The sequence below is a fragment of the Mannheimia indoligenes genome, from assembly GCF_036880405.1.
Classification (GTDB): domain Bacteria; phylum Pseudomonadota; class Gammaproteobacteria; order Enterobacterales; family Pasteurellaceae; genus Mannheimia; species Mannheimia indoligenes.
In genome coordinates, this window is sequence record NZ_JBAJJM010000004.1 from 120,387 (window position 1) to 145,695 (window position 25,309).

Genomic DNA, 25,309 nt, shown 5'->3' on the forward strand with positions numbered 1-25,309 from the left:
TTTATTTCGACCGCTTGTTTTAGTAACAGTAGCTTATATTTCACCCAACATAGCCACTATTTCTGCCTCTAATTCATCAATTTCTGCTTTGATGTTGGCAAGCGGACGTGGTGGTTGGTATTGATAAAAGTGGCGGTTAATCGGAATTTCATAGCCGATTTTCGTTTTGCTGTAGTCAATCCACGCATTATCTATATGCGGAAGCACTTCTTTTGCTAAATAGTCTTCACAGTGGGTTTTGACTAATTTAACCAACTCATCGGGCTTTCCGTCTTTATAATCCACCGGTAAAGGCAGGTGGATATTAGACGGTAGCGGAACAAGTTCGGTATCACGTAATTGCGAATCCGGCTCCGGGTTGCCTTTGCTGTCTAGGCAGATTTCAGCGGTTTCATCTCGTTCACTTAGAGCGTCTAAAATGGCTTTTTTAAGCGGGGCTGCCGGTTTGAAATCTAACGCTTTTAATGCGTTGTCGAACCGTTTCATAAAGAGAGAGCGGTTTTTGTATAGCTCATCACCAATTGTGGATAATGCCGTTAAAATAGCCTGTTGTTGGCGTTTGCCTTCGGCTTCTTCTTTGGCAATTTCAGCTTCATCTTTGCGTTTTTTACTTACCGCTAAGTTGATAAATGCCGTTTGGCTTTTTACTCGTTCAATACGTTCTGCACTTGCTTGAAAATTTAAGCGTAAAGGGCGTTCTACCGTGAGTTTTAAATAGCCGAAATCTTGGTTGTTAAAGATTTTGCTGCAAATTTTTGTTGAAATTTGACCGCTTGCTTGGTCTTTAAAATCGGTATAAAGCTGAGTTAAGTCTTCAATTTGGGCTTGTGATAGTTCATTGCGTTTATCGCCCAAACTTTTTGCCATTTTCTGATAATGCTGAGTGCCGTCAATCAGTTGCACTTTGCCTTTTCGTTGTGGCGATTTCTTGTTACTCACAATCCACACATAGGTGTAAATGCCTGTGTTGTAAAAGAGTTGGTCCGGAAGGGCAATAATGGCTTCTAACCAGTCGTTCTCAATAATCCAGCGGCGAATGTTGCTTTCGCCCGAGCCTGCATCGCCTGTAAATAATGGCGAGCCGTTAAATACCACCGCGATGCGTGAACCGCCTTCTTTAATAGGCTTCATTTTAGAAATCATATGTTGTAAAAAGAGCAGTGAGCCGTCATTAATGCGAGGCAAGCCTGCTCCAAAACGACCGTCAAAACCACTTTTTGCTTCATCATTAATGAAATCTTGCTCATTTTTCCACTCTACGCCGAAAGGCGGATTAGAGAACATATAATCAAAAGTTTGATCGGGGTGTCCGTCTTTTGGCATAAAGCCGTTATCGTTGTTTTTGTTGTTTTTTACGCCGAGTGTATCGCCGTAAATAAGATTGCTGATAGGCTCGTCTTTAATTAATAAATCCGCACAACAGATGGCATAAGACTCAGCATTATACTCTTGTCCGTATAGCTGTAAGTTAATACTACTGTTATAGCCTTTTAAATACTTTTCAGATTCTGAAAGCATTCCGCCCGTACCTGCGGTAGGGTCATAAATGCGGGCAATGGCGTGAGGTTTACTTAAACGTTCTTCATCTTCTGCGAAAATTAAATTCACCATTAAATTAATGACTTCACGTGGGGTAAAGTGATCTCCGGCTTCTTCATTCGCTTGTTCATTAAATTTACGTACCAATTCTTCAAAAATATAGCCCATTTGCAGATTAGAAATAGAGCTTGGCGATAAATCAATGTTGTTTGCTTTCAGATCTTTATGAAATTGTGAAAGTACCGCATATAAGCGATTACTGTTATCTAATTTTTCAATCTCATTTTCAAATTCAAATTTAGCAAAAATATCTTTTGCTTTCGCAGAAAAGCCCTGTAAATATTTGGTTAAATTCGCAACGATATGGTCTTGATCGGCTAACAGACGTTGGAGGTTGTAGCCACTTGTATTGTAAAGTGGTTGTGTGCGGCTAGGATCTGCAACTTTGGTGAGTGCTTTTTCATATAAATCGCCTTTCGGGGCTTTATTGCCTTGTGCATTGAGTTCATCTGCTTTGGCTTTCATTGCATCTGTATAAGGAGATAAAATTGCATCAAAACGAGCCAAAACAATTAACGGTAGCATTACTCGGCGATATTGTGGTGGACGATAAGTACCGCGTAACATATTCGCCATATTCCAAATAACAGATGAAATAGTAGATTGTTTGGTTTGAAAGTTAGTTGTTGTCATCGTGTATTCCTTGTAATGCGTTTAAAATTTGTTCTGATTTAGCTTGATTGTATTCTTGTCGTAATAGAGCTAGTTTTTGGTATCGTTCGGCTTCATCTTCAGCTTGCTTATACATTGATAAAAGAGTTTGCTGCTGTGAAAAATTCGGAATAATAATGGGAGCATCTTTTATCGTTGCAATATTGAGCATAGAAAGAAAAGAACCACGGCTATGCATTGAAAAATATCGCTTAATTTGTGGAGCATTATTCAAATACCATACTAAAAATTCAGCACTTACTTTGGGGCTATTTAGCTCAATAATGATGAATTGGTTACTGACTAGTACATTATCCTTTTCAGAGCCTGTAAATAAGTATGCTCGATTATCTCCACGAGTACTGAGAATAATATTGTTAGTTTTTAAAATCGGTTTTGAGGGATAGTCCCATATAATTTGCGAGAGCTCCTCTATTTCAATTTTCCCGTTATCTTTCGGGAGATCTTTAATTTGAAGAAGGCGGACATCACCTTCTTTTACAAATTGTAGAGAATCTCTTAGTGTATATCCTGTGCTTATTGTAGCAATGCGTTTTAATAACACGGTATTTTTCATTGCAGTATTCCTTATACAGCTTTTGTAATGAGCTTATTGTATCTTTAATTTTAATTAAGTCAATGCTATATTTTAAATACTGTAATTATTTTTTATAAAAATTAACCGCTTGTAGATTTTCATCTACAAGCGGTTAATTTTTGCTGGAAATTTGCAAATACTATGATGCCAACGCTTTACGTTGAGCATCAACTAACTGGTTAATTCCTTGCTTCGCTAAATCTAATAAAGTCAGTAATTCCTCGTGAGAGAACGGCTCACCTTCGGCTGTACCTTGTACTTCCACTAATCTGCCATCTTCTACCATCACCACATTCATATCGGTTTCAGCGTTGGAATCTTCCACATATTCTAAATCGCACACGGCTTCGCCTTCTACAATACCGACAGAAATTGCCGCCACTAAACCTTTCATTGGGTTGGTTTTCAATGTGCCGTTTGCCACTAATTTATTCATTGCATCATATAATGCCACGCAAGCCCCCGTGATAGATGCGGTGCGAGTGCCGCCGTCTGCTTGGATAACATCGCAATCAACCGTTATGGTGCGTTCACCAAGAGCTTTTAAATCCACTACCGCACGTAAAGAACGGGCGATTAAGCGTTGAATTTCCATTGTGCGTCCGCCTTGCTTGCCTTTTGCCGCTTCACGTTGGGTGCGAGAATGGGTTGCTCGAGGCAACATTCCATATTCAGCCGTAACCCAGCCTTGTTGCTGACCTTTTAAAAAGCGAGGCACGGTTTCTTCCACCGTGGCGTTACATAACACTTTGGTTTCGCCGAACTCAATTAACACCGAACCTTCAGCGTAACGAGTGTAGTTACGGGTAATTTTAATTTCTCTAACTTGGTTATTTGCTCGATTATTTGGACGCATTTTCTTTTCCTTTTTGCTAAAATTTTTACCATTTTAACAAAGAAAACAGTAGAATGTGATTTTTCTTTAGCAAGATTTGTAGGGGCGGAATATTTTCCGCCCAATAATATAAAAACACAAGGAATAACAATGATTTATAGTATGACAGCCTTTGCCCATTTAGAAATTAAAAAGGAGTGGGGCAATGCAGTGTGGGAAATTCGCTCGGTAAACCAACGATTTTTAGAAACCTATTTCCGCCTACCGGAGCAGTTTCGCAACCTTGAAATGACTTTGCGTGAACGCCTACGTTCCGCTTTAACCCGTGGCAAGGTAGAATGTAGTTTGCGTATCGATTTAAGCAAAACCCAAAACAGTGAAATTGCGTTAAATAAAGGCTATGCCGAGCAGGTGATACAATCGCTTAAATGGATTAAAGAAACCGCAAACGAGGGCGAAATCAACCTTGTTGATGTATTGCGTTTTCCGGGCGTGGTGGATACGGAAAGCCAAGATTTAGACCAAATCACCCAAGATCTATTAGATGGTTTTGAACAAATTCTTGTTGATTTCATTGCGATGCGTGCGAGAGAAGGTGAAAACGTGCAAGCCTTAATTCAACAGCGTTTAGAGGCAATTTCTGTTGAGGCGGCGAAAGTACAAACCTTAATGCCTGAAATTCTGCAATGGCAGAAAGAGCGTTTACAGCAACGTTTTGATGAGCTGAATTTACAGCTTGAGCCACAACGTTTAGAGCAAGAAATGGTGCTGCTTGCTCAACGTGTGGATGTGGCGGAAGAATTAGACCGCTTGCAACTCCACGTTAAAGAAACCACCAATATTCTGAAAAAAGGTGGAGCAGTGGGGCGTAAATTAGATTTTATGATGCAAGAGCTTAATCGTGAATCTAACACGCTTGCGTCAAAATCCATTAATGCAGAGGTAACTAATTCTGCGGTGGAACTTAAAGTGTTAATCGAACAAATGCGTGAGCAAATTCAGAATTTAGAATAGGAACAAAATATGACATTGAGTTGTAAAGTGAGCCAAGCTTACCCTGAACTGCGTATGCAACTTTCCCAATATTGTCTAATTGATATTTCAGGCGTAGATGCAGAGAAATATCTACAAGGACAATTAACCTGTGATGTCACAAAAATTGAGGTAGGCAGCCATACGCTAACCAGCCATTGTGATCCAAAGGGCAAAATGAGTGCGTTACTGCGTTTGTACCGTGCGGAAACTGAAAAATTTATTGCCATTATCCATCGTGATTTAATGCCCGAAGCCCTAACGCAATTAAAAAAATATGCGGTGTTCTCAAAAGTTACTTTCACCGAATTAGACACCCCAATTTATGGCGTGGCAGGCGAAGAAGCATTTGCAAAATTAAGTGAAAAAACGACCGCTTTAATGCTTACACAAGGGCAAAAACGAGCAATTGTTTGGGGAGAACAACTTGAAACTAATGCAGATGGACAACTTTGGACGTTAATGGATATTCAAGACGGTATTCCTGTTTTATTGAAAGCCAATCAGTTTGAACTGATTCCACAAGCGGCGAATTTACAGCTGCTGGAAAATGCAATTTCTTTCACTAAAGGTTGCTATATCGGGCAAGAAACGGTGGCGAGAGCGAAATATCGTGGAGCAAACAAACGAGCGTTATTTACCCTTGTGGGCAAATTTGAAGGTGAAGTTGCTCTACCTGAACCGAGTTCAGCGGTTGAAATGCAGTTAGGCGAAAGCTGGAAAAGCACAGGAACAGTATTATCAAGCTCAGCACACGACAGCACGTTATGGGTTCAAGTTGTGCTGAATAAAGAGATAGAACCCGATGCTCAATTTAGAGTAAAGGGTGTGAATGTGCAGATGGCAAAACTGCCGTATAGTTTGGAAGAAAGCGAGTAAAAGAAACGGTCATAGTAATATGACCGTTTTTTTATATTTTATCAGGGTGATGAATCATCACAAATCGTTCCCAAAGTTGCTCTTCGGTTTCGATATGATCAGGATCTGTAATAATACAGTTGGTGATCGGGCAAACTTTTTGGCAGGTTGGCTTGTCGTAATGCCCGACACATTCTGTGCATAACACGGGATCTATTACATAGATATCATTGCCCACCGAAATCGCATCATTCGGGCATTCCGGTAAGCACATATCGCAGTTGGTACATTTGTGGGTAATTAATAAAGCCATAAGTTTGTGTGGAGAAAATAAAATTAAACAAGCGGTGGAATTTGTAAATTTTTTTACTAAATCGACCGCTTGTAACTAGATTTTCCCTATTATAAAGCAAAATAATTTGAACTACTTCACATTTTTGCAATTTGCTTGTTTATCGTTAGGGAAAAATTTTTTATGATCTCATCGAAACGTTTCGATGGAGTGTTTTCCAATTATAATGAAGCGAAATAAAGGGAAATTGAGATGAAAAAAACAACAAATCTTAATGCACAACTTTCACATAGTATTGCTACACTGGGTCATACCGACAGTTTAACTATTTGTGATGCAGGATTACCTATTCCAAATGAAGTAGAGAGAATTGATTTAGCTTTAACTGCCGGTGTGCCAAGTTTTTTACAGACGTTTGATGTTGTGGTAGATGAGCTTTTTGTTGAGCGTGTGTTGATTGCGGAAGAAATTAAGCAAAAAAATCCACAGATTTTAGCTGATCTTTTAGAGCGTTTAGCTCAACTTGAGCAAGCACAACAGAATAAAATTCAAGTCGATTATGTCAATCACGAAATCTTTAAAGAGCAGACTCACTATAGCAAAGCCGTTGTGCGTACAGGCGAATGTTCACCTTATGCCAACATTATTTTATATTCAGGCGTGCCGTTTTAAGGTGGAATGATGGAAACCTTATTAAAAATGAATGGGATTGATAAATCTTTCCCGGGTGTAAAAGCTCTAAGTAATGCTTGTTTGTCTGTGTATGCCGGGCGAGTAATGGCATTAATGGGCGAGAATGGGGCTGGTAAATCAACGTTAATGAAAGTATTGACGGGCATTTACAGTAAAGATGCCGGTTCAATCGCTTATTTGGGGCAAGAGGTTACTTTCAAAGGTCCGAAACATTCTCAAGAAGCTGGAATTAGCATTATCCACCAAGAGCTTAACTTAGTCGGCAATTTAACCATTGCGGAAAACATTTTTCTTGGGCGTGAATTTAGAACCGCTTGGGGATCGATTGATTGGAAAAAAATGTACGCCGAGGCAGACAAATTACTCGCTCGACTTGGTGTGAAACACAGCAGTCATCAGCTCTGTTCTGAATTATCCATCGGTGAGCAACAAATGGTGGAAATTGCCAAAGCACTTAGTTTTGAGTCTAAAGTGATTATTATGGACGAGCCAACCGATGCATTAACGGATACTGAAACGGAAGCCTTATTTAAAGTAATTCACGAACTGAAAGCAGAAAATCGTGGCATTGTGTATATTTCACACCGTTTAAAAGAAATTTTCCAGATTTGCGATGATGTTACGGTGCTTCGTGATGGTCAATTTATCGGAGAGCAAGTGATTGCCGATATTGATGAAGATAAATTGATTGAAATGATGGTTGGTCGCCGTTTAGAAGAACAATATCCTCATCTACAGCAAGAACGTGGCGAACTCCTTCTTGATGTGAAAAACCTAAGTGGAAGTGGTGTGAATGATGTTTCGTTTCAGTTACATAAAGGCGAAATTGTCGGCATTTCAGGGCTAATGGGAGCTGGACGTACCGAGTTAATGAAAGTACTTTATGGGGCATTACCAAAAACCGCAGGTACGATTGAGCTAAAAGGAAAAATGATTTCCAATAAGTGTCCGCAAGATGGATTGGATAACGGTATTGTGTATATCTCAGAGGATCGTAAAGGCGATGGGCTGATTTTGGGAATGTCGGTAAAAGAAAATATGTCTTTGACTTCATTAGATCATTTCTCCAAAGGTGGCTCAATTCGACACGATGCAGAAAGATTGGCAGTTGATGATTTTATCTTGATGTTTAACATCAAAACACCAAGTCGAGATCAGCAAATCGGGCTACTTTCCGGCGGTAATCAGCAAAAAGTGGCGATAGCCAAAGGCTTGATGACTCGTCCAAATGTGTTGATTTTAGACGAACCAACGCGTGGTGTTGATGTTGGGGCGAAAAAAGAGATTTACCAATTAATCAATGAGTTTAAAAAAGATGGATTAAGTATTTTAATGGTTTCATCTGATATGCCGGAAGTGCTTGGAATGAGTGATCGCATATTAGTGATGCACGAAGGCAGAATTAGTGCAGAATTTTCGCGTGAAGAAGCAACTCAAGAAAAATTGTTGGCAGCAGCTATCGGTAAAAATACGGTATTAAATTAAGGTGTTCTTATGACAACTCAAGCAAATAAATTTCAACTAGGAAAATTTTTAATAGAGCAACGCTCTTTTGTTGCCTTATTTGTTTTAATCATCATTGTTTCAATGATTAACCCTGATTTCTTCAGTGTAGATAACATTCTCAATATTTTACGCCAAACTTCTGTGAATGCGATTATTGCAGTAGGAATGACGTTCGTGATTTTAATCGCCGGGATTGATTTATCGGTTGGTTCTGTTTTAGCTTTAACAGGAGCGGTTGCCGCCTCTTTAGTCGGTTCTGAATTACCGATTTTCCTGGTTATTCCATTAGTATTATTACTCGGTACAGCTTTTGGTGGAATTAGTGGTGCGATTGTAGCGAAAGGTAAAGTCCAAGCCTTTATTGCAACGTTGGTTACAATGACATTACTGCGTGGTATCACAATGGTTTATACCGATGGTAAACCAATTAGTACAGGTTTTTCTGAGCAAGCCGATGCGTTTTCTTTCATTGGTACAGGTTATTTATTCGGTATTCCGTTCCCAATTTGGATTATGGCAATCGTGTTTGCTATAGCTTGGTATATCTTAAAACATACACCGATCGGTCGTTATATTTATGCCTTAGGTGGAAATGAATCAGCAACTCAGCTTTCAGGAATTAATGTTAATAAAATAAAAATTTTCGTTTTTGCAGTAAGCGGCTTTTTATCCGCACTGGCAGGCTTAATTGTAACTTCACGCCTTTCTTCTGCACAGCCAACAGCAGGTGTCTCTTATGAGTTAGATGCAATTGCAGCAGTGGTAGTAGGCGGAACAAGTCTGATGGGCGGAAAAGGGCGTGTAATGGGGACATTAGTTGGGGCATTAATTATCGGTTTCTTAAACAATGCTCTCAACTTATTGGATATTTCTTCATATTATCAGATGATTGCTAAAGCGTTAGTGATTTTAGCAGCCGTATTAGCTGATAATTATTTAGGTACTAAAAAAGTGTAATCATCTTCAAAGGAGATTTTCTATGAAAAAATTAACAACTATCGCTTCAGCAATTATGTTGAGTTTATCTGTTGCCGCTACGGCTTCAGCAAAAGATACCATTGCATTAGCCGTATCAACTTTGGATAATCCATTTTTCGTGAGCCTTAAAGATGGGGCTCAAAAGAAAGCGGATGAATTAGGCTACAAATTAGTGGTGCTTGATTCACAAAATGACCCGGCAAAAGAACTTTCTAACGTAGAAGACTTAACTGTGCGTGGTGCAAAAGTGCTTTTAATCAACCCAACCGATTCGGAAGCGGTCGGAAATGCGGTAGCAATTGCAAATCGTAATAAAATTCCTGTCATTACTTTAGACCGTGGTGCGGCAAAAGGCGATGTTGTGAGCCATATCGCTTCAGATAACGTAGCCGGTGGTAAAATGGCTGGTGATTTCATCGCACAGAAATTGGGTGAGGGTGCGAAAGTGATCCAATTAGAAGGGATTGCTGGCACATCAGCTGCTCGTGAGCGTGGAGAAGGCTTTAAGCAAGCGATTGATGCTCATAAATTCAATGTATTAGCAAGCCAACCGGCAGATTTTGACCGTACAAAAGGCTTGAATGTAACCGAAAACTTATTAGCGAGTAAATCGGATGTACAAGCGATTTTCGCTCAAAATGATGAAATGGCATTAGGTGCATTACGTGCAGTAGGTGCGGCGAAGAAAGAGGTATTAATCGTTGGCTTTGATGGCACAGATGATGGTGTAAAAGCAGTAGAAAGTGGTAAATTAGCGGCAACTATCGCTCAACAACCAGACTTAATCGGCTCACTTGGCGTGGAAACTGCTGACAAAGTGTTAAAAGGCGAAAAAGTAGAAGCGAAAATCCCAGTAGATTTAAAAGTTATCACAAAATAATCGCTTTAAAGCCCCAGAAGGGCTGAATTATGCTTAACCCGGTACGGCTTTGCCGTGCTGGGCAAGCAAAGGTTTTGGCAACTAAGGACTTACTATGAAAAATCTCACCGTACTCGGCAGCATTAACGCTGATCACGTTATTTCCGTTCCCTATTTTGCTAAACCGGGAGAAACCTTGACTGGGCATAGCTATCACATTGCTTATGGCGGTAAAGGAGCGAATCAGGCGGTTGCGGCAGCTAGGCTTGGGGCAAAAGTATCTTTTATCGGCTGCATTGGTGATGATGGCATCGGTAAAGCAATGAAAACTGCGTTTGAGAAAGACGATATTAATACTCGCCCGATTAAATCGGTGTCAAATGAAATGACCGGTATCGCAATGATTCAAGTAGCAGAATCTGGCGAAAACAGTATTGTGATTTCGGCAGGTGCGAACGGACATTTAGATGAAACCGTTGTGGCTGAATTTCAATCGGAAATTACACAAGCTGATTGCTTATTAATGCAGTTAGAAACCCCTTTACCTGCGATTATTCAAGCAGCGAAAATCGCCAAAGAAAATAACACGCAAGTAGTGCTGAATCCTGCACCTGCCAGAGCATTACCTGATGAGCTACTAAGCCTGCTAGATATGATTACTCCAAATGAAACAGAGGCGGAAATTTTAACGGGTATAAAAGTAGTTGATGAAACAAGTGCGAAGCTGGCAGCTCAAGCCTTCCACCAAAAAGGTATTGAGAAAGTGCTGATTACACTGGGTTCAAAAGGTGTTTTTGTGAGTGAAAACGGACAAGGCGAAATTGTAGCGGGTTTTCGTGTTAATGCAGTTGATACGACCGCAGCAGGCGATACCTTTAACGGTGCATTGGTTACCGCAATGTTAGAAGATAAACCGCTTAATGAGGCAATTCGTTTTGCACACGCAGCCGCTGCGATTAGCGTAACCCGAAAAGGAGCTCAGCCGTCTATTCCAAGCCGTCAAGAAACCTTAGATTTTTTGAGTAAGCAGTAACAAGCGGTCGTTTTTCTAAGGAATTTTGCAAATGGCAACAATGAAGGACGTCGCACGCCTCGCACAGGTTTCGACCTCAACGGTTTCCCACGTCATCAACAACAGCCGTTTTGTGAGTGAAGAGATTCGGGAAAAAGTTCAGAAGGTGGTTAAAGAGCTGAATTATACGCCTTCTGCATTGGCTCGTAGCCTAAAAGTCAATGAAACTAAAACTATCGGTATGCTGGTTACCGCCACCAGTAACCCATTTTTTGCGGAAGTGATGGCAGGTGTTGAGCAGTATTGTCAGCAAAATCACTACAACCTGATTATTGCCACCACCAATGGTGATGCGGAACGTTTACAGCATCATTTACAAACACTTATTCAACGTAAAGTTGATGGCTTACTACTAATGTGTGGTGATGCCAGATTGAATACTGATGAGAGCCTAAATATTCCTCTACCAATGGTGGTTGTGGACTGGTGGTTTACGGAATTGAATGCGGATAAAATTTTTGAAAATTCCACATCTGGTGGCTATCTTGCCACAAAAACCTTGATTGATGCAGGGCATTCTGACATAGCTATAATTACCGGAAATCTGAAAAAATCATTGGCAAAAAACCGTTTAGAGGGCTACAAAAAAGCGTTATATGAGGCAAATATTCCACTCAACCCAAATTGGATTATTGAAAGCCATTTTGATTTTGCAGGTGGGCTTGCAGGAATGAATAGTTTGCTCACTCAATCTAAAAAACCAACGGCGGTTTTTGCCTGTAGTGATACTATCGCTTTTGGAGCTTACCAAGCCATTTGGCAGCACGGATTAAGTATACCGAAGGATATTTCAATTATTGGTTACGATGATATTGAACTGGCAAAATACCTCTCACCACCACTGTCTACCATCAGCCAGCCCAAAGCGGAATTAGGGCAACTTGCAGTTGAAACCTTATTAAAACGAATACGCTCTCAAGCAAAGGATTTTCAAACTATAATGCTAGAACCCGAGTTAGTATTACGAGATTCCATTCATCAGATAAACAAAAATGCTGAATAATGTTAAGTTATTCAGCATTTTTTTATCTCTTCTGTATGCTTTAACTTAGCCTTTCTGTTGTTCTAAATAAAGCACGGTTGCAGCTACGCGAGAGTGAACATTTAACTTACGCAGCAAGTTGCGGATATGCACTTTTACCGTTTCTTCGGAAATAAAGAGCTGGGCGGCGATTTGTTTGTTTGACATACCGGTTGCGATCCACTGCAATACATCCAGCTCACGATCGGTTAAGCAGCTTAGCGGATCATTTTCCGGTTGGCGGTTTAACAAGTGCTGACGAACGGTTTCGCTTAATACGACTTCACCTGCGGCAGCTCTACGGATATTATCTAACAATTCCGGGGTATCGGTATCTTTTAGTAAGTAGCCATCCACACCGGCATCCATTAAGGCGAATACGTCTGATTGCTCATCAGAAACCGTTAGCATAATAATGCGGGCGTCTACGCCTTGAGAACGTAGTGAACGTAAGGTATCTAGCCCGGAAATACCTCTCATATTCAAGTCTAAAATAATCACATCCGGCTCAAGTTGTAGAGCAAGTTTGATGCCATCTGTGCCGTTGCTGGCTTCGCCTACTACAGAAAATTGGTCGTCAAGTTCCAATAGCTGACGCATACCTTGACGCATTAACGGGTGATCATCAATTAATAAAATCGTTGTTGGAGTTGTCATTTCTTTCTCCTTTCTTTTTCTTCATAATCGGTTAATTCTGCAATTATTACTGCAAAATAGCAAGTTTACGATTTTAGTAAATGCATCTTTTTTGATCTTAGCTAAGTTTTTAATTCATCAAGAAATTGCAAAACTTTGCAAGAAAAAGACCGCTTGTTCGGCTATAATGGGCAAAATTTTCTATGAGAAAACCAGAATGACAAATCAAACCACTTATTTCGCCACCGCAGCCCGAGGTTTTGAGGAAATGCTTAAAACCGAACTCGAGCAGATCTGCGGGGCAGAATGCAAAGTCGCTCAAGGCGGAGTGCATTTTACAACAACCCAAAAAGGGGCTTATCAAGCATTGTTACATAGCCGTTTAGCCTCTCGCATCTTATTGCCATTAATCACCACTAAGATTTTTAGCGACACCGATTTATATGCCTCTATCGTTTCATTTAACTGGACAGAATTGTTCGACCCACGAGATACGTTCTATATTGATTTCAACGGCACAAACCGAGAAATCCGCAATACCCAATTTGGAGCAATGCGAGTGAAAGACGGCATTGTCGATTATTTTGAGCGTAAAGGTTTCGCCCGCCCGACGGTGGATAAAGAGAACCCCGATGTGCGAATTCACGTCTATTTAGATCGTGAAAATTTGGTGGTTTCGCTTGATTTAAGTGGCAATGCGTTACACATTCGAGGTTATCGTGAAGATACCGGCAAAGCACCACTGCGTGAAACTTTGGCAGCGGCGATTATTCTACGTTCTGGTTGGCAAAAAGGTACACCGTTGGTCGATCCGATGTGCGGTTCCGGCACACTATTAATTGAGGCTGCTCAAATGGCAGCCAATATTGCTCCACAACTTCACCGTAAATATTGGGGCTTTAATGCGTGGAAAGGACATCAACAAGCGGTTTGGAAAGAAGTGCTAGATGAGGCATTTAATAACGTAGGGGTGAATAGCAATTCGCCTGAAACCCCAATGTTCTTCGGCTTTGACCTCGATCACCGAGTGCTTGCTAAAGCTAAACAAAATGCGAAAAATGCCGGCGTGGATCATTTAATCCAATGGCAGCAAGGCGATGTGGCAGCCTTGAAGAATCCGATTCCCGAGCAGATTGGCACAGTAGTGTGTAACCCACCTTATGGTGAGCGTTTAGGTACAACACCGGCATTAATCGCCCTTTATTCGGTTTTCGGACAACGCTTAAAACAACAATTTGCTGGTTGGAATGCCTCCATTTTTAGTGGCGAGCCAGAGTTGCTGAACTGCTTGCGTCTGCGTTCGGCACGTCAATTCAAAGCGAAAAACGGCCCGTTGGACTGTGTGCAGAAAAATTACCTAATTAGCGAAAATAACAAGCGGTCAGATTTAGACGAAAATTTACAATTTGAGCAAAATGCTCAAGTTGCACCGGATTTCGCCAATCGTCTAGCCAAAAATATCAAAAAAGTCGAGAAATGGGCGACTCAGCAAGGCATTGATGCCTACCGTTTATACGATGCCGACCTGCCGGAGTATAATTTGGCGGTGGATAGATATGGCGATCACATCGTGGTGCAAGAATACCAAGCACCGAAAAGTATTGATGAACAAAAAGCCCGCCAACGCTTGCTGGATGCAGTTTCTGCCACCCTGTATGTAACCGGCGTGGAAACCAATAAATTAGTGCTTAAAGTTCGTCAAAAACAAAAAGGGACGAACCAATACGAGAAATTAGCGAATAAAGGCGATTATTTCTTCGTGAATGAATATGGGGCGAAACTGTGGGTGAACTTAACCGATTATTTGGATACTGGATTGTTCTTAGACCACCGCTCAACCCGCAAAATGGTGGGCGAAATGGCGAAAGGCAAAACCTTCCTGAATCTGTTTGCCTACACAGGTTCGGCAACGATCCACGCCGCCCTAAACGGAGCAAAATCGACCACCACAGTGGATATGTCCAACACCTATTTGAACTGGGCAGAGCAGAATTTAGAGCTGAACAATTTACCGCTCCGTAACAACCGTTTATTCCAAGCGGATTGCTTGCAATGGCTCGCCGAGTGCCGTGAGCGTTTTGAGCTGATTTTCGTTGATCCGCCTACGTTCTCGAACTCAAAACGAATGGAAGATAGTTGGGATGTGCAACGAGATCACATTAAGCTGATGACTCAGCTCAAACGCATTTTAACGGCAGACGGTACTATCGTTTTCTCCAACAACAAACGGGGTTTTAAAATGGATTTTGACGGCTTGGCAGCGTTGGGCTTGCAAGCGGAAAATATTTCGCACAAAACCCTACCGCTTGATTTTGAGCGTAATCCGCAGATCCATAATTGTTGGATTGTGAAACATTTATAGGGCGAAAATTTAAAATGTTAGATATTGTTTTATACGAACCTGAAATTCCGCAAAACAGCGGCAATATTATCCGCCTGTGTGCAAATTGCGGATTCCGTTTGCATATGATTGAGCCGTTTGGCTTTGCTTGGGACGACAAAAAACTTCGCCGTTCCGGCTTGGATTATCACGAATTTGTGAATATCCAAAAATACAAAAATTTTGAGGATTTTTTAGAGCGTGCCAAGCCGAAACGTTTATTTGCTTTAACCACACGTGGCGAGCAAAATCACAGTGATGTGAAATACGAACTGGGCGATTTTTTAATGTTCGGACCGGAAAGCCGAGGTATTCCCAAACCATTGTTGGCGGAAATGCCAATGTCGCAAAAAATCCGTATTCCAATGTGCCAAGACAGCCGCAGTATGAATTTATCCAATTCTGTGGCGGTGGTGGTGTATGAGGCGTGGCGGCAGTTTGGCTACCAAAATGCGGTTTCTGCTCAATCTATTTAAGTTACAAGCGGTTTGATTTTTGTGATTTTTTACGAAAATTAAACCGCTTACATTTTATGTGATCTAGATCACAATAAACCGTATAAAGCATAGTATTTGAAGTTATATTTCATTAAAATGAAAAAAATGAAGTATTTTTCTCAAAAATAAAATTTAAGGAGATGTTATGCGTTTAATTCCGTTAGAAACTGCTCAAGATGTGAGCGTTTGGGCTGCTCGTTATATTGTTGATCGTATTAATGCATTCAAACCAACCAAAGAAAAACCGTTTGTGCTTGGCTTACCAACAGGCGGCACTCCTGAAAAAACTTATAAAGAATTAATTAAACTCTACCAAGCAGGGGAAGTGAGCTTTAAAAATGTGGTAACCTTTAATATGGATGAATATGTTGGCTTACCTAAGGAACATCCTGAAAGCTACCACAGCTTTATGTTCAAACATTTCTTTGACCACGTAGATGTGCCGCTTGAAAATATCAATATCTTAAACGGTATGGCAGAAGATGTGGACGCAGAGTGTGCACGTTATGAAGAGAAAATCCGCTCTTATGGCAAAATCCATCTCTTTATGGGCGGCGTAGGCGTTGATGGGCATATTGCGTTTAATGAGCCAGCCTCTTCGCTCTCTTCTCGCACCCGTATCAAAACCCTAACCGAAGATACTCGCATTGCGAACTCTCGTTTCTTTGATAATGATGTCAGCCAAGTGCCAAAATTTGCTTTAACGGTGGGCGTTGGCACATTGCTTGATGCGGAAGAAGTGATGATTTTAGTTACAGGTCATAATAAAGCTCTAGCACTACAGGCTTGTGTGGAAGGAGCAGTAAATCACCTTTGGACCATCAGCTGCTTGCAATTACATCGCCGTGGTATTGTGGTGTGTGATGAGCCTGCAACACAAGAATTGAAAGTCAAAACAGTTAAATATTTCAAAGAGTTAGAAAAAAATGTAGCACGTTAGTGCGTTATTACAAGCGGTTATTTTTGCAAAAAATTTTGTAAAAACGACCGCTTGTTGCAATCTAAAGGAACAAAATATGAACCATTATGCCTTAACAAATTGTGTGATTTACACAGGCGAAGAAGTGTTGTATCAACACGCATTAGTGGTAAAAGACGACAAAATCGAATCTATCATTCTTGAAGAAAATTTACCGCAACCCCTCGAAAAAGTGGATTTGAACGGGGCGAATTTATCGGCAGGTTTTATTGACTTGCAACTCAATGGCTGCGGTGGGGTAATGTTTAACGAAGACATTAGCATTCGCACCCTTGAAATTATGCAAGAAACTAACTTGCGTTCAGGCACCACAAGCTATTTGCCGACCTTTATTACCTCGCCGGATGAGGGAATGAAAGAGGCAGTGGTGGTAATGCGTGAATACCTTGCCAAACATGAAAACCAAGCATTGGGGCTACATTTTGAAGGCCCTTATTTAAGCGTGGCGAAAAAAGGCGTTCACCGCCCGGAATTTATCCGTGAAATCAGCCCGGAAATGTTAGATTTCTTATGTGCCAATGGTGATGTGATCACGAAAATCACGATTGCCGCAGAAAACCCAACCGCAGATCATATTAAGCGTTTTAACGATGCAGGCATAATTGTCTCTATCGGTCACTCGAATGCGACTTTCGCCCAAACTAAACAGCGAATTGCTGAAGGGGCAGCCTTTGCAACGCATATGCACAATGCGATGTCGCCGGTAAGCTCTGGCCGTGAGGGCGGGGTAGTTGGTGCAGTGTTAGACAGCGGTATTTACGCCGGCATTATCTGCGATGGCTTACACGTGGAATGGGGGAATATCCGCATTGCGAAAAAAGCCAAAGGCGATAAATTAGTTATCGTAAGTGATGCAGTCGCTGCTGCCGGTAGCGATATTGAATCCTTTATCTTTGTCGGCAAGAAAGTAACGGTAAAAGACGGCAAATGCTATGATGAATTTGGGGCGTTAGGCGGTGCGGCGATCACGATGATCGAATCGATTCGCAACGTAGTATTACATTGCGATATCAGCCTGAATGAAGCGATTCGAATGAGTACCCTTTACCCAGCGCAAGCAATCGGTGTGGACGATACGCTCGGCTCATTGGCTGCGGGCAAAATTGCCAACTTAGCGATTTTCGACAACCAATTTAATGTTAAAGCCACTGCCGTAAACGGGCAGCTTAAATGGCATTCGTAAAGAAAACGAGAGAATGAAAGGCTACACAAGGTGTAGCCTTTTTGTTTAGGTGTTATGTAAAAAAGCATTTAAATGCTAATGGTTTTCAACTAAACTGTCGCAGTTTATTTTATCGTTTAAGGAAAAAACGTGTTTAGCGTTGAAAATGTAACCTTTGATCTTCCAAATCGGCGTTTACTTCACCCGATCTCGCTACAATTTGAGCGAGGCAAAGTCTATGGTTTAATTGGACATAATGGCTCGGGCAAATCCACTTTAATTAAATTGTTGGCGAAACAAAACCCCTATTCTTCAGGCAAAATTAGTTTTAATCACAAAGAGATTACCGAATGGTCAAGCCGAGAATTTGCCAAACAGGTTGCCTATTTGCCACAGCATTTACCTCAAGCCACCAACCTTACCGCCCGTGAGCTGATTGCAATGGGGCGATATGCGTGGAATGGTTTGTTTGGGCGTAATGCCAAAGAAGATAATGCAGCGATTGAGCGAGCTTTATCGCTCACTCACACCGAAAAATTTGCTGATCAGTTGGTGGACGTACTTTCGGGCGGTGAACGTTCCCGAATTTGGTTGGCAATGTTGTTGGCTCAACAAAGCCAATTCTTACTGCTGGATGAACCCCTTGCAGCTCTTGATATTGCCCACCAAGTGGAAGTAATGCAACTTGTGCAAAAACTCGCTCACGAGCTGAATTTGGGGATTATTATTGTGATCCACGACATCAATCTCGCCTCTCGTTATTGCGATCATCTTGTTGCTCTACACAGCGGCAAATTATTGGCTCAAGGCAATGCTCACGAGATTGTCAATCAAACCAAACTCAAAGAAATTTATAATATTGAGCTGAACGTGATTAAGCACCCTCAACTTGACAGACCGGTGAGTTTTTATTGATGAAACGAATAATCAACACATTACAAGCGGTCATTTTTTCTCTCTTTTTTGCAAATTCACTCTTTGCCGGTGAACCGCAAAAAGGCATTGCGACTTTGGATTGGACGGTGGCAGAAACATTGATTGCTCTCGGCGAAAAGCCGGTTGCGGTGGGTGATGTGGAAAGTTATCAAAAATGGGTGAAAGAACCGGCATTACCGGATTCGGTGAAGGATTTAGGTATTCGCTTACAACCTAACCCAGAGCAATTATTGATGCTTTCCCATAGCCTTGAGGCTCAACCGTTGCACTTTATCAATAGCGGATTTTATGCCTCGGTAACGCCACTGTTAGCCCAATTTTCGCCACAGATTGATATTGTCGATTTCTACCGTGAGGGCGATGCGTGGCAGAACATTCTCACCGCTTCGGAAAAGGTAGCGGAGCTGATTGGCAAGCCACTGGCTTTCCATCAACTTTATCAAGGCTACTTGCAAAAAATTGAGCAAATTCGACCGCTTGTTCAGCCTTATACAGACCGCCCGATTCTCTTAGTTCAGTTTATCGACACTCGCCATTTGCGAATTTACGCAAAAAACAGCCCCTTTGGAGCAGTGCTTTCTCAGTTAGGTTTTGAAAATGCGTGGAACGGCTCGCAAAATCATTGGGGCTTTGAGGTGATTGACGTTACCCAACTCACTAAATTGCCACCAAACAGCCGATTTGTGGTGGTTAAACCCTATCCGGCAAATATTGCCTCAGCCTTGAAATACAACATTATTTGGCAGAAATTAGCGATGGCGAAAGATCCGCTTATTTTGCCTGAAGTTTGGACTTTTGGCGGTATTCCGTCCGCTCAACGTTTTGCGGAAACCTTGGCGAATGGGTTATTAAACGGAGGTGAACCTTGGTAAATAGAAGATTGGTAGGGGCAAATTGCCATTTCCCCCTACTAGCGGTCATTTTTTTGGGTTTATTTACCATTTTACTGAAAGCCCAGTTGCCTAGTGATATCAGCTTTTGGGCGTTATTTCAGCCCACCGAAAATGTAGAATTGCTATTGGTGCAAAGCTACACCTTGCCACGCATCACAATGGCATTACTTGCCGGTGGGATTCTCAGTTTTGCCAGCCTATTGTTGCAGCAAGTGTTGGCAAACCCTCTCGCCTCAGACAATACGCTCGGCATCAGTAGCGGTTCACAATTCGCTTTATTTCTAACCGCTATTTTCGCCCCTAAATGGCTGGAACACGGCTCAAGTTTGGTCGCTGTATTGGGAGCTGGCTTAAGTTTGATTTTAGTGTTAAGCATCGCACTGCGGAAAACAATGTTATCGCTTTTACTGATTTTAGCCGGCTTAGTGGTGAATCTCTATTTCGGCTCGTTTTCGGCAATGATGTTGCTCTTTTATCCTGAAGAAGCCCGAGGGCTAGCACAATGGGGGGCGGGTTCGTTGGTGCAAGAGAGTTGGCGGGATAGTTTGTGGCTGATGGCTCAAGCTCTTCCTGCGTTGTTGGTTGTAGCAATGCTGATTCGCCCCTTAACGATTTTATCTTTGAACGACAGCAATGCACAAAGTCTTGGTGTGCCGGTCGGGAAATTACGGCTGATTGGCGTATTAGTTGCTGCATTTTTAATTGCGGCGGTGGTATCTGCGGTCGGAATGTTAGGGTTTGTCGGCTTGGCGGCGGCCACGATGGTTCGTCAATTTGGCATCAGAACCTTAAAAGGGCAGTTGATCGGGGCTTTTGTGCTAGGGGCATTACTGCTTTCGGTTACGGATTTATGCCTGCAACTGTTAGCCTATTTTAAAGGCATCAGCTTGCCTACTGGAGCGGTAACGGCTTTACTTGGTTCGCCATTATTACTTTGGTTGATGTTCCGAGTCTTGCCACACACAGGGCGAGTGCAAGAGCAACATTTGCAAAATTCACACAAAATATCACCGCTTGCAATTGGCTTGGTGATAGCTGGATTTGTGCTTTCCATTTTGATTGCCCTTTTTATCGGCAACGGATTTGATGGGCTGGAGATATTGGCTTTTAATCGTGAATGGGGCAGTAGCTTGTTGGAAATTCGTTACCCTCGAGTGATGGTGGCTTTGGCAGTCGGCATTTTGTTAGCGATTGCCGGCGTAATTTTACAACGCCTCACACTTAACCCAATGGCAAGCCCGGAATTGCTTGGGGTTTCGTCCGGCACATCAATGGGGATTTTGGCGGTGCTGTTTTTATTCCCCATCCAACAGACGGAATATTTTTGGATTGCCGGCGTATTAGGGGCGTTTATCACTTTACTTGTGCTTGCGAGCATCAACCAAAAAAACGGAATGTTGCCGGAAAAAGTCTTGCTCACAGGGATCAGCCTTTCCGCTTTATTTGATACTTTACAACGTATTGCGATTGCCAGCGGTGATCCGAGAGCAAATCAGCTCATCTCGTGGACATCTGGCTCAACTCAAACTGCTAATGCTGAGTTTGCCTTGCCGTTTTTGTTGGTTAGCTTTGCCTTACTAGGGGCTAGCTTGCTTTTCAGTCGTTGGTTGGAATTATTGGCATTACAAGCCCCAATGGCACAAGCCTTAGGGCTTAACCTCAAGCAAACCCGTTGGATTTTAATTTTATTCAGTGCCTTATTAACCGCATTGGCAACACTGGTGATTGGTCCGCTAAGTTTTATCGGCTTATTGGTGCCACAAATGGCTCGTTTTTTAGGCGTTACAAAAGCACATTCTCAATTATTCATCTCTGCCATTTTAGGTGGAATGGTTATGGTGTTGGCTGATTGGGTCGGCAGACAAATTCTTTTCCCTTACGAAGTCCCCGCAGGCTTGGTTGCTACGCTTATCGGCGGAACCTATTTCTTATTAATGATGAGAAAAGTATAAACATAAAATACTAAATGAGATTGTTTTTCATTTACTTGTGAAGTGTTCATCACTATAATGCCACAGCTTTACATAAATTAATCATTACCTAAGGAAGTTGGAATGAAAAAGACATTTATTTATACCGCAATTACGCAATCAGTACTGATTGCAATAGCACAAAATGCTATTGCAAATGAACAGGTTACGCAACTTGATGAAGTGTCGGTAGTTGCAGGCTCAATGTATAAAATGGGCGAAGTGCCTTTCCATCAAGCAAAGTCTGCGGTGGCGGTAACGCGTGAGCAGTTAGATGATCAGAAAGTAGATAAGGTTGATGAAATTGCAAAATATCAAGCAGGCTTTGCAAATCAAGTATTTGGTAATGATACGAATACAAACTGGTTCCGTGTGCGTGGTGCTGAAGTTTCGCAAGCAGTAAATGGGTTGCCAACATTTAGCTATGGTTTCTTTACACCTTATGTAGATAGTTTCGGTTTAGAAGCTGTTGAAATTACCAAAGGTGCTGATTCAATGACTTTTGGTGCGGCTAATGGTGGTGGTTTAATTAACTATGTGTCGAAACGTGCTCATCGTGAAAAAATTGGTCAGGGTGAATTAAAAACGACTTTTGGTAGCCATAATCAATATGGTTTCGCTGCTGATTACACAGGTAAAATTTTAAATGATGAAAACCTACGCTACCGTTTAGTTGCTAGCTATTTAGGTCGTGATGGCGATTGGTATTTAACCGATAACCAAACTTTATATGTCGCTCCAACGGTTGAATGGGATATTAGCGATAAAACGCGTTTTACTTTATTAACGAGTTATCAACGAGATCACGGTACACCAAGTAGTAACTTCTACCCAGCTTATGGCACATTAGTTCCTGCGGCAAATGGTTATATTGATCGCTCGACAAATTTAGGTGATCCGGTAAACGATACTGAAACTAACCGTCAATATAGTGTCGGTTATGAGTTCAGCCATAACTTTGATAATGGATTACGTTTAAATTCGAGCTATAGATATCAACACGCTCAGAACTTCCATCGTGGTTCTTATCCGTTTAGTACTGTTGATGCAAATGGTAATGTAGAGCGTGGAGTGGTATATAACAATGGTAAAGCGATTTCACATACATTAGACAATCATTTAAGCTGGGACTATAACAATGATTGGCTGAAAAATACATTGCTCGTTGGTGTGGATTATCGACATAACAGAGTAGATACAATGTATTCACCTGATGGATGGGCTTGGGGATCGACCGCATCTCTCTATGGTAATGCTTATGCTACTTCGCCTACGAATATTTACAATCCACAAATAGGGTGGGGGAAAGCTCAAGATACGAAATTTGATACTCAGCACTATATGCTTAAAGGGCGTCAATTAGGTTTCTATTTGCAAAATAACGCTCGTTTAGCTGATAAATATATTTTAGGTTTAGGTGTTCGCCACGATCGTTCTAATGTATCAGAAGGCAATTTATCCGAAGATGCTAAATATAATGTAACCTCTTATTCCGGCTCATTTATGTATGAGGCACCGTTAGGTCTTAACCCATACTTTAGCTATAGCGAATCATTCAATATGCCTTTAGGTGTGAGTGGTGTAAATAAATTATATGATCCGCAAATTACTCGCCAATATGAATTAGGGGTGAAATATCTCCCAACTTGGTTAGATGGTACTATTTCTGTAGCAGGTTTCCGAGCGAAAGATACCGGAGCATTACAATCTAAAGATGGCGGTGTAACAGTATCCAGTGGTGATCCGATTTACCGTAAAGGTTTAGAAGTCCAGTTAGATGCTAATTTAACTGAAAATTGGAACGCAACGCTTGCTTATACTTATACGAAGTCTGAAACAAAGGTAGCAACAGATCACACTTATAATACAGGTTTAGCAATGGGTACCAAATACCGAAATCAATATATTCCAACTAATATATTATCAGCTAAAACCGCTTATACATTTAATAATGGTGTATTGAGTGGCTTAACACTTGGTGCAGGTATCCGCCACATTGGACATAGCGTTGCAACCAAATCACTCTACAGTAATTACTCACATTATCGAGTGCCATCTGCAACTGTGGTTGATTTAATGGCTCGTTATGCCATTACACCAAGCTGGATTGCACAAGTAAATGTAGATAACGTAGGTAATCGTCGTTATGTCGCTGCTTGTGATTTTTATTGCTACTATGGGGCAGAGCGTAAAATTAGTGGTTCTTTAAGCTACAAATTCTAACCACAAAACCATATAATATCGGCAGACTTTACGTCTGCCTTTATTTTTTACTAGGGAGTATTCAATGCAATTTAAAGATTTTTTAGCCACTTTTCCGGCTATCGACCATCTTGCCGGCTTAAATGTGCTGAACGAGCAAGGTGAACTTATCCACAACATTCCGGCAATTGAAGGGAAATTAGGTTCTCTGAAACTTTACAACGCACTATTTGCAAAATTTAATGGAAAATTGACCGCTTGTGCGGCTGAACAAGGTTTAGAATGGTTTGCAGAACACGTGGAAGATGCTAAAAACAATCTAGGCAAGCACCCCAATATTGATTTGCTATTTAAAGTGGTGAATGAAGATTTAACTTTAACCTTAGAGCCGATTGCTAAGTAGTCTTAATCTATAAAACAAAACCCACTTTAGTGATTAAAGTGGGTTTCTTATTTAACTGATTGAAAAGTTAGAGTTTTGCTGACAGCATTGCTTCTAATTTTTCTTGGTCGATAGCAAATTTACGAATCCCTTCCGCTAATTTTTCAACTGCCATTGGGTCTTGGTTATGCTCCCAATAGAATTCCGCTTCAGTCATCGGTGCAGGACGAGCTTTCACTTCACCAGTGTATTCTAATTTACGTACTAAAGTTTCATTGCTTTCTTGTAATGCTTTTAATAATGGTGGTGCGATGGTTAAACGGTCGCAACCTGCTAATTCAACAATTTCACCTACATTACGGAAACTTGCACCCATTACTACAGTTTTGTAACCATATTGTTTGTAGTAGTTGTAAATATTGGTTACAGAAATCACACCAGGATCTTCCGCTGGAGCATATTCTTTCCCTTCATTTGCTTTATACCAATCTAAAATACGACCTACGAATGGTGAGATTAAGTAAACACCAGCTTCTGCACAAGCACGAGCTTGAGCTTGAGAGAATAACAATGTTAAGTTACAGTTGATGCCTTCTTTTTCTAATACTTCTGCCGCACGGATACCTTGCCAAGTAGAAGCAATTTTAATTAAGATGCGATCATTGCTAATACCTGCCGCATTATATAAAGCGATTAACTTGCGTGCTTTTGCAATGGTTTTTTCTGTATCGTAAGAAAAACGAGCATCAACTTCGGTTGAAATTCGACCCGGTACGAGTTTTAAAATCTCTAAACCAATGTTTACCGCTAATTTATCTTCTGCATCAACTAATTGTTGAGCTTTATCATTGCTCTGTGCTTTTGCATAAGCAACCGCATCCTCAATTAATGGAGCATATTGCGGCAGTGCAGAAGCACTTAAAATTAAAGATGGGTTGGTTGTCGCATCTTCAGGTTTATAAAGCTTCATCGCCTCAATATCGCCTGTATCTGCAACGACTACGGTAACTTTGCGTAATTCATCTAATTGGCTCATATTTCTTCCTTATATATGATGTTGATAATGAAAAATAAGTTTGCAAATAATAGCAGTAACAACTTCAAAAGAGTAAATAATTTTGTGATATAGATCACGTTTTTATAAAATAACTAGACGGAGATTTATTCAGATATGCTGATTAAAGCAAATTTAGTGCATAAATAATCACTTTTAGCTAACAGAATAATCAAATTGCCGAGAAATTCAACAAGCGGTGATTTTTTTAAAATTTTTTACAA

General features: G+C 41.1%; 23 protein-coding genes. 17 read left to right on the top strand and 6 right to left on the bottom strand.

The genetic code is table 11. The features are described 5' to 3' along the window. Window positions 1–33 precede the first annotated feature (33 nt). The 3 genes from V6W77_RS03180 to rph form a co-directional block, all read right to left on the bottom strand. Window positions 34–2,232 (bottom strand): type I restriction-modification system subunit M, encoded by a 2,199-nt coding sequence (locus tag V6W77_RS03180; protein ID WP_334253757.1) that lies wholly within the window; start codon window positions 2,230–2,232, stop codon window positions 34–36. Next, complete coding sequence (locus V6W77_RS03185) at window positions 2,219–2,827, bottom strand: restriction endonuclease subunit S (RefSeq protein WP_334253758.1); 609 nt, start codon at window positions 2,825–2,827, stop codon at window positions 2,219–2,221. The genes V6W77_RS03180 and V6W77_RS03185 overlap by 14 nt, the downstream gene beginning before the upstream one ends. 160 nt (window positions 2,828–2,987) lie before the next feature. Then, on the bottom strand, window positions 2,988–3,704 hold the full coding sequence (gene rph / locus V6W77_RS03190; protein WP_334229662.1) for a ribonuclease PH: 717 nt from the start codon (window positions 3,702–3,704) through the stop codon (window positions 2,988–2,990). Between the two features lie 129 nt (window positions 3,705–3,833). Here rph and V6W77_RS03195 point away from each other — a divergent pair, with 129 nt between their 5' ends. Both V6W77_RS03195 and ygfZ read left to right on the top strand, forming a co-directional pair. Next, window positions 3,834–4,697 carry a YicC/YloC family endoribonuclease gene (locus V6W77_RS03195; RefSeq protein ID WP_334235109.1) on the top strand — a complete coding sequence of 288 codons (864 nt, stop codon included), beginning with the start codon at window positions 3,834–3,836 and terminating at the stop codon, window positions 4,695–4,697. A gap of 9 nt (window positions 4,698–4,706) precedes the next feature. After that, window positions 4,707–5,594 carry a CAF17-like 4Fe-4S cluster assembly/insertion protein YgfZ gene (gene ygfZ / locus V6W77_RS03200; protein WP_334253759.1) on the top strand — a complete coding sequence of 296 codons (888 nt, stop codon included), beginning with the start codon at window positions 4,707–4,709 and terminating at the stop codon, window positions 5,592–5,594. A 31-nt stretch (window positions 5,595–5,625) separates the two neighbouring features. On the opposite strand, the gene V6W77_RS03205 is transcribed toward ygfZ, so the two are convergent. Beyond that, window positions 5,626–5,886: a YfhL family 4Fe-4S dicluster ferredoxin gene (locus V6W77_RS03205; RefSeq protein ID WP_081732119.1), complete on the bottom strand. Its 261-nt coding sequence runs from the start codon at window positions 5,884–5,886 to the stop codon at window positions 5,626–5,628. 231 nt (window positions 5,887–6,117) lie between these two features. Between V6W77_RS03205 and rbsD the strand changes: the two genes are divergently transcribed. The 6 genes from rbsD (at window position 6,118) to V6W77_RS03235 (ending at window position 11,976) form a co-directional block, all read left to right on the top strand. Further along, entirely contained in the window at window positions 6,118–6,537 is a 420-nt protein-coding gene (gene rbsD, locus V6W77_RS03210) for a D-ribose pyranase (RefSeq protein ID WP_025236654.1), read from the top strand. Between the two features lie 9 nt (window positions 6,538–6,546). Further along, window positions 6,547–8,043 carry a ribose ABC transporter ATP-binding protein RbsA gene (gene rbsA / locus V6W77_RS03215; RefSeq protein WP_334235112.1) on the top strand — a complete coding sequence of 499 codons (1,497 nt, stop codon included), beginning with the start codon at window positions 6,547–6,549 and terminating at the stop codon, window positions 8,041–8,043. 9 nt (window positions 8,044–8,052) lie between these two features. Next, complete coding sequence (gene rbsC / locus V6W77_RS03220) at window positions 8,053–9,021, top strand: ribose ABC transporter permease (protein WP_025236652.1); 969 nt, start codon at window positions 8,053–8,055, stop codon at window positions 9,019–9,021. 22 nt (window positions 9,022–9,043) lie between these two features. Then, entirely contained in the window at window positions 9,044–9,922 is an 879-nt protein-coding gene (gene rbsB / locus V6W77_RS03225; RefSeq protein ID WP_188157414.1) for a ribose ABC transporter substrate-binding protein RbsB, read from the top strand. A gap of 94 nt (window positions 9,923–10,016) precedes the next feature. After that, window positions 10,017–10,934 carry a ribokinase gene (gene rbsK / locus V6W77_RS03230; RefSeq protein WP_334253760.1) on the top strand — a complete coding sequence of 306 codons (918 nt, stop codon included), beginning with the start codon at window positions 10,017–10,019 and terminating at the stop codon, window positions 10,932–10,934. Window positions 10,935–10,965: 31 nt separating this feature from the next. Next, window positions 10,966–11,976: a substrate-binding domain-containing protein gene (locus V6W77_RS03235; RefSeq protein WP_334253761.1), complete on the top strand. Its 1,011-nt coding sequence runs from the start codon at window positions 10,966–10,968 to the stop codon at window positions 11,974–11,976. A 45-nt stretch (window positions 11,977–12,021) separates the two neighbouring features. On the opposite strand, the gene narL is transcribed toward V6W77_RS03235, so the two are convergent. Next, complete coding sequence (gene narL, locus V6W77_RS03240; RefSeq protein ID WP_025236648.1) at window positions 12,022–12,651, bottom strand: two-component system response regulator NarL; 630 nt, start codon at window positions 12,649–12,651, stop codon at window positions 12,022–12,024. 196 nt (window positions 12,652–12,847) lie between these two features. Here narL and rlmKL point away from each other — a divergent pair, with 196 nt between their 5' ends. The 9 genes from rlmKL (at window position 12,848) to V6W77_RS03285 (ending at window position 24,052) form a co-directional block, all read left to right on the top strand. After that, window positions 12,848–14,992 (top strand): bifunctional 23S rRNA (guanine(2069)-N(7))-methyltransferase RlmK/23S rRNA (guanine(2445)-N(2))-methyltransferase RlmL, encoded by a 2,145-nt coding sequence (gene rlmKL / locus V6W77_RS03245; RefSeq protein ID WP_334253762.1) that lies wholly within the window; start codon window positions 12,848–12,850, stop codon window positions 14,990–14,992. Window positions 14,993–15,006: 14 nt separating this feature from the next. Then, on the top strand, window positions 15,007–15,486 hold the full coding sequence (trmL, locus tag V6W77_RS03250) for a tRNA (uridine(34)/cytosine(34)/5-carboxymethylaminomethyluridine(34)-2'-O)-methyltransferase TrmL (RefSeq protein WP_025236646.1): 480 nt from the start codon (window positions 15,007–15,009) through the stop codon (window positions 15,484–15,486). Window positions 15,487–15,652: 166 nt separating this feature from the next. Next, entirely contained in the window at window positions 15,653–16,447 is a 795-nt protein-coding gene (nagB, locus tag V6W77_RS03255; RefSeq protein ID WP_025236645.1) for a glucosamine-6-phosphate deaminase, read from the top strand. A 76-nt stretch (window positions 16,448–16,523) separates the two neighbouring features. Beyond that, window positions 16,524–17,669 (top strand): N-acetylglucosamine-6-phosphate deacetylase, encoded by a 1,146-nt coding sequence (gene nagA, locus V6W77_RS03260; RefSeq protein WP_334253763.1) that lies wholly within the window; start codon window positions 16,524–16,526, stop codon window positions 17,667–17,669. Window positions 17,670–17,798: 129 nt separating this feature from the next. Then, window positions 17,799–18,563 carry an ABC transporter ATP-binding protein gene (locus tag V6W77_RS03265; protein WP_334253764.1) on the top strand — a complete coding sequence of 255 codons (765 nt, stop codon included), beginning with the start codon at window positions 17,799–17,801 and terminating at the stop codon, window positions 18,561–18,563. Next, window positions 18,563–19,456: an iron-siderophore ABC transporter substrate-binding protein gene (locus V6W77_RS03270; protein WP_334253765.1), complete on the top strand. Its 894-nt coding sequence runs from the start codon at window positions 18,563–18,565 to the stop codon at window positions 19,454–19,456. Before V6W77_RS03265 ends, V6W77_RS03270 begins: the two co-directional genes overlap by 1 nt. Continuing rightward, a complete protein-coding gene (gene fhuB / locus V6W77_RS03275; protein WP_428981768.1) occupies window positions 19,450–21,429 on the top strand; it encodes a Fe(3+)-hydroxamate ABC transporter permease FhuB in 1,980 nt (659 codons plus the stop codon). The genes V6W77_RS03270 and fhuB overlap by 7 nt, the downstream gene beginning before the upstream one ends. Before the next feature lie 102 nt (window positions 21,430–21,531). After that, window positions 21,532–23,670 carry a TonB-dependent siderophore receptor gene (locus tag V6W77_RS03280; protein ID WP_334253766.1) on the top strand — a complete coding sequence of 713 codons (2,139 nt, stop codon included), beginning with the start codon at window positions 21,532–21,534 and terminating at the stop codon, window positions 23,668–23,670. A gap of 64 nt (window positions 23,671–23,734) precedes the next feature. After that, entirely contained in the window at window positions 23,735–24,052 is a 318-nt protein-coding gene (locus V6W77_RS03285) for a DUF2322 family protein (protein ID WP_334253767.1), read from the top strand. A gap of 67 nt (window positions 24,053–24,119) precedes the next feature. Here the strand turns inward: V6W77_RS03285 and tal are convergent, their stop codons facing one another. Beyond that, entirely contained in the window at window positions 24,120–25,067 is a 948-nt protein-coding gene (gene tal, locus V6W77_RS03290) for a transaldolase (RefSeq protein ID WP_334248460.1), read from the bottom strand. Between the last annotated feature and the right edge of the window lie 242 nt (window positions 25,068–25,309).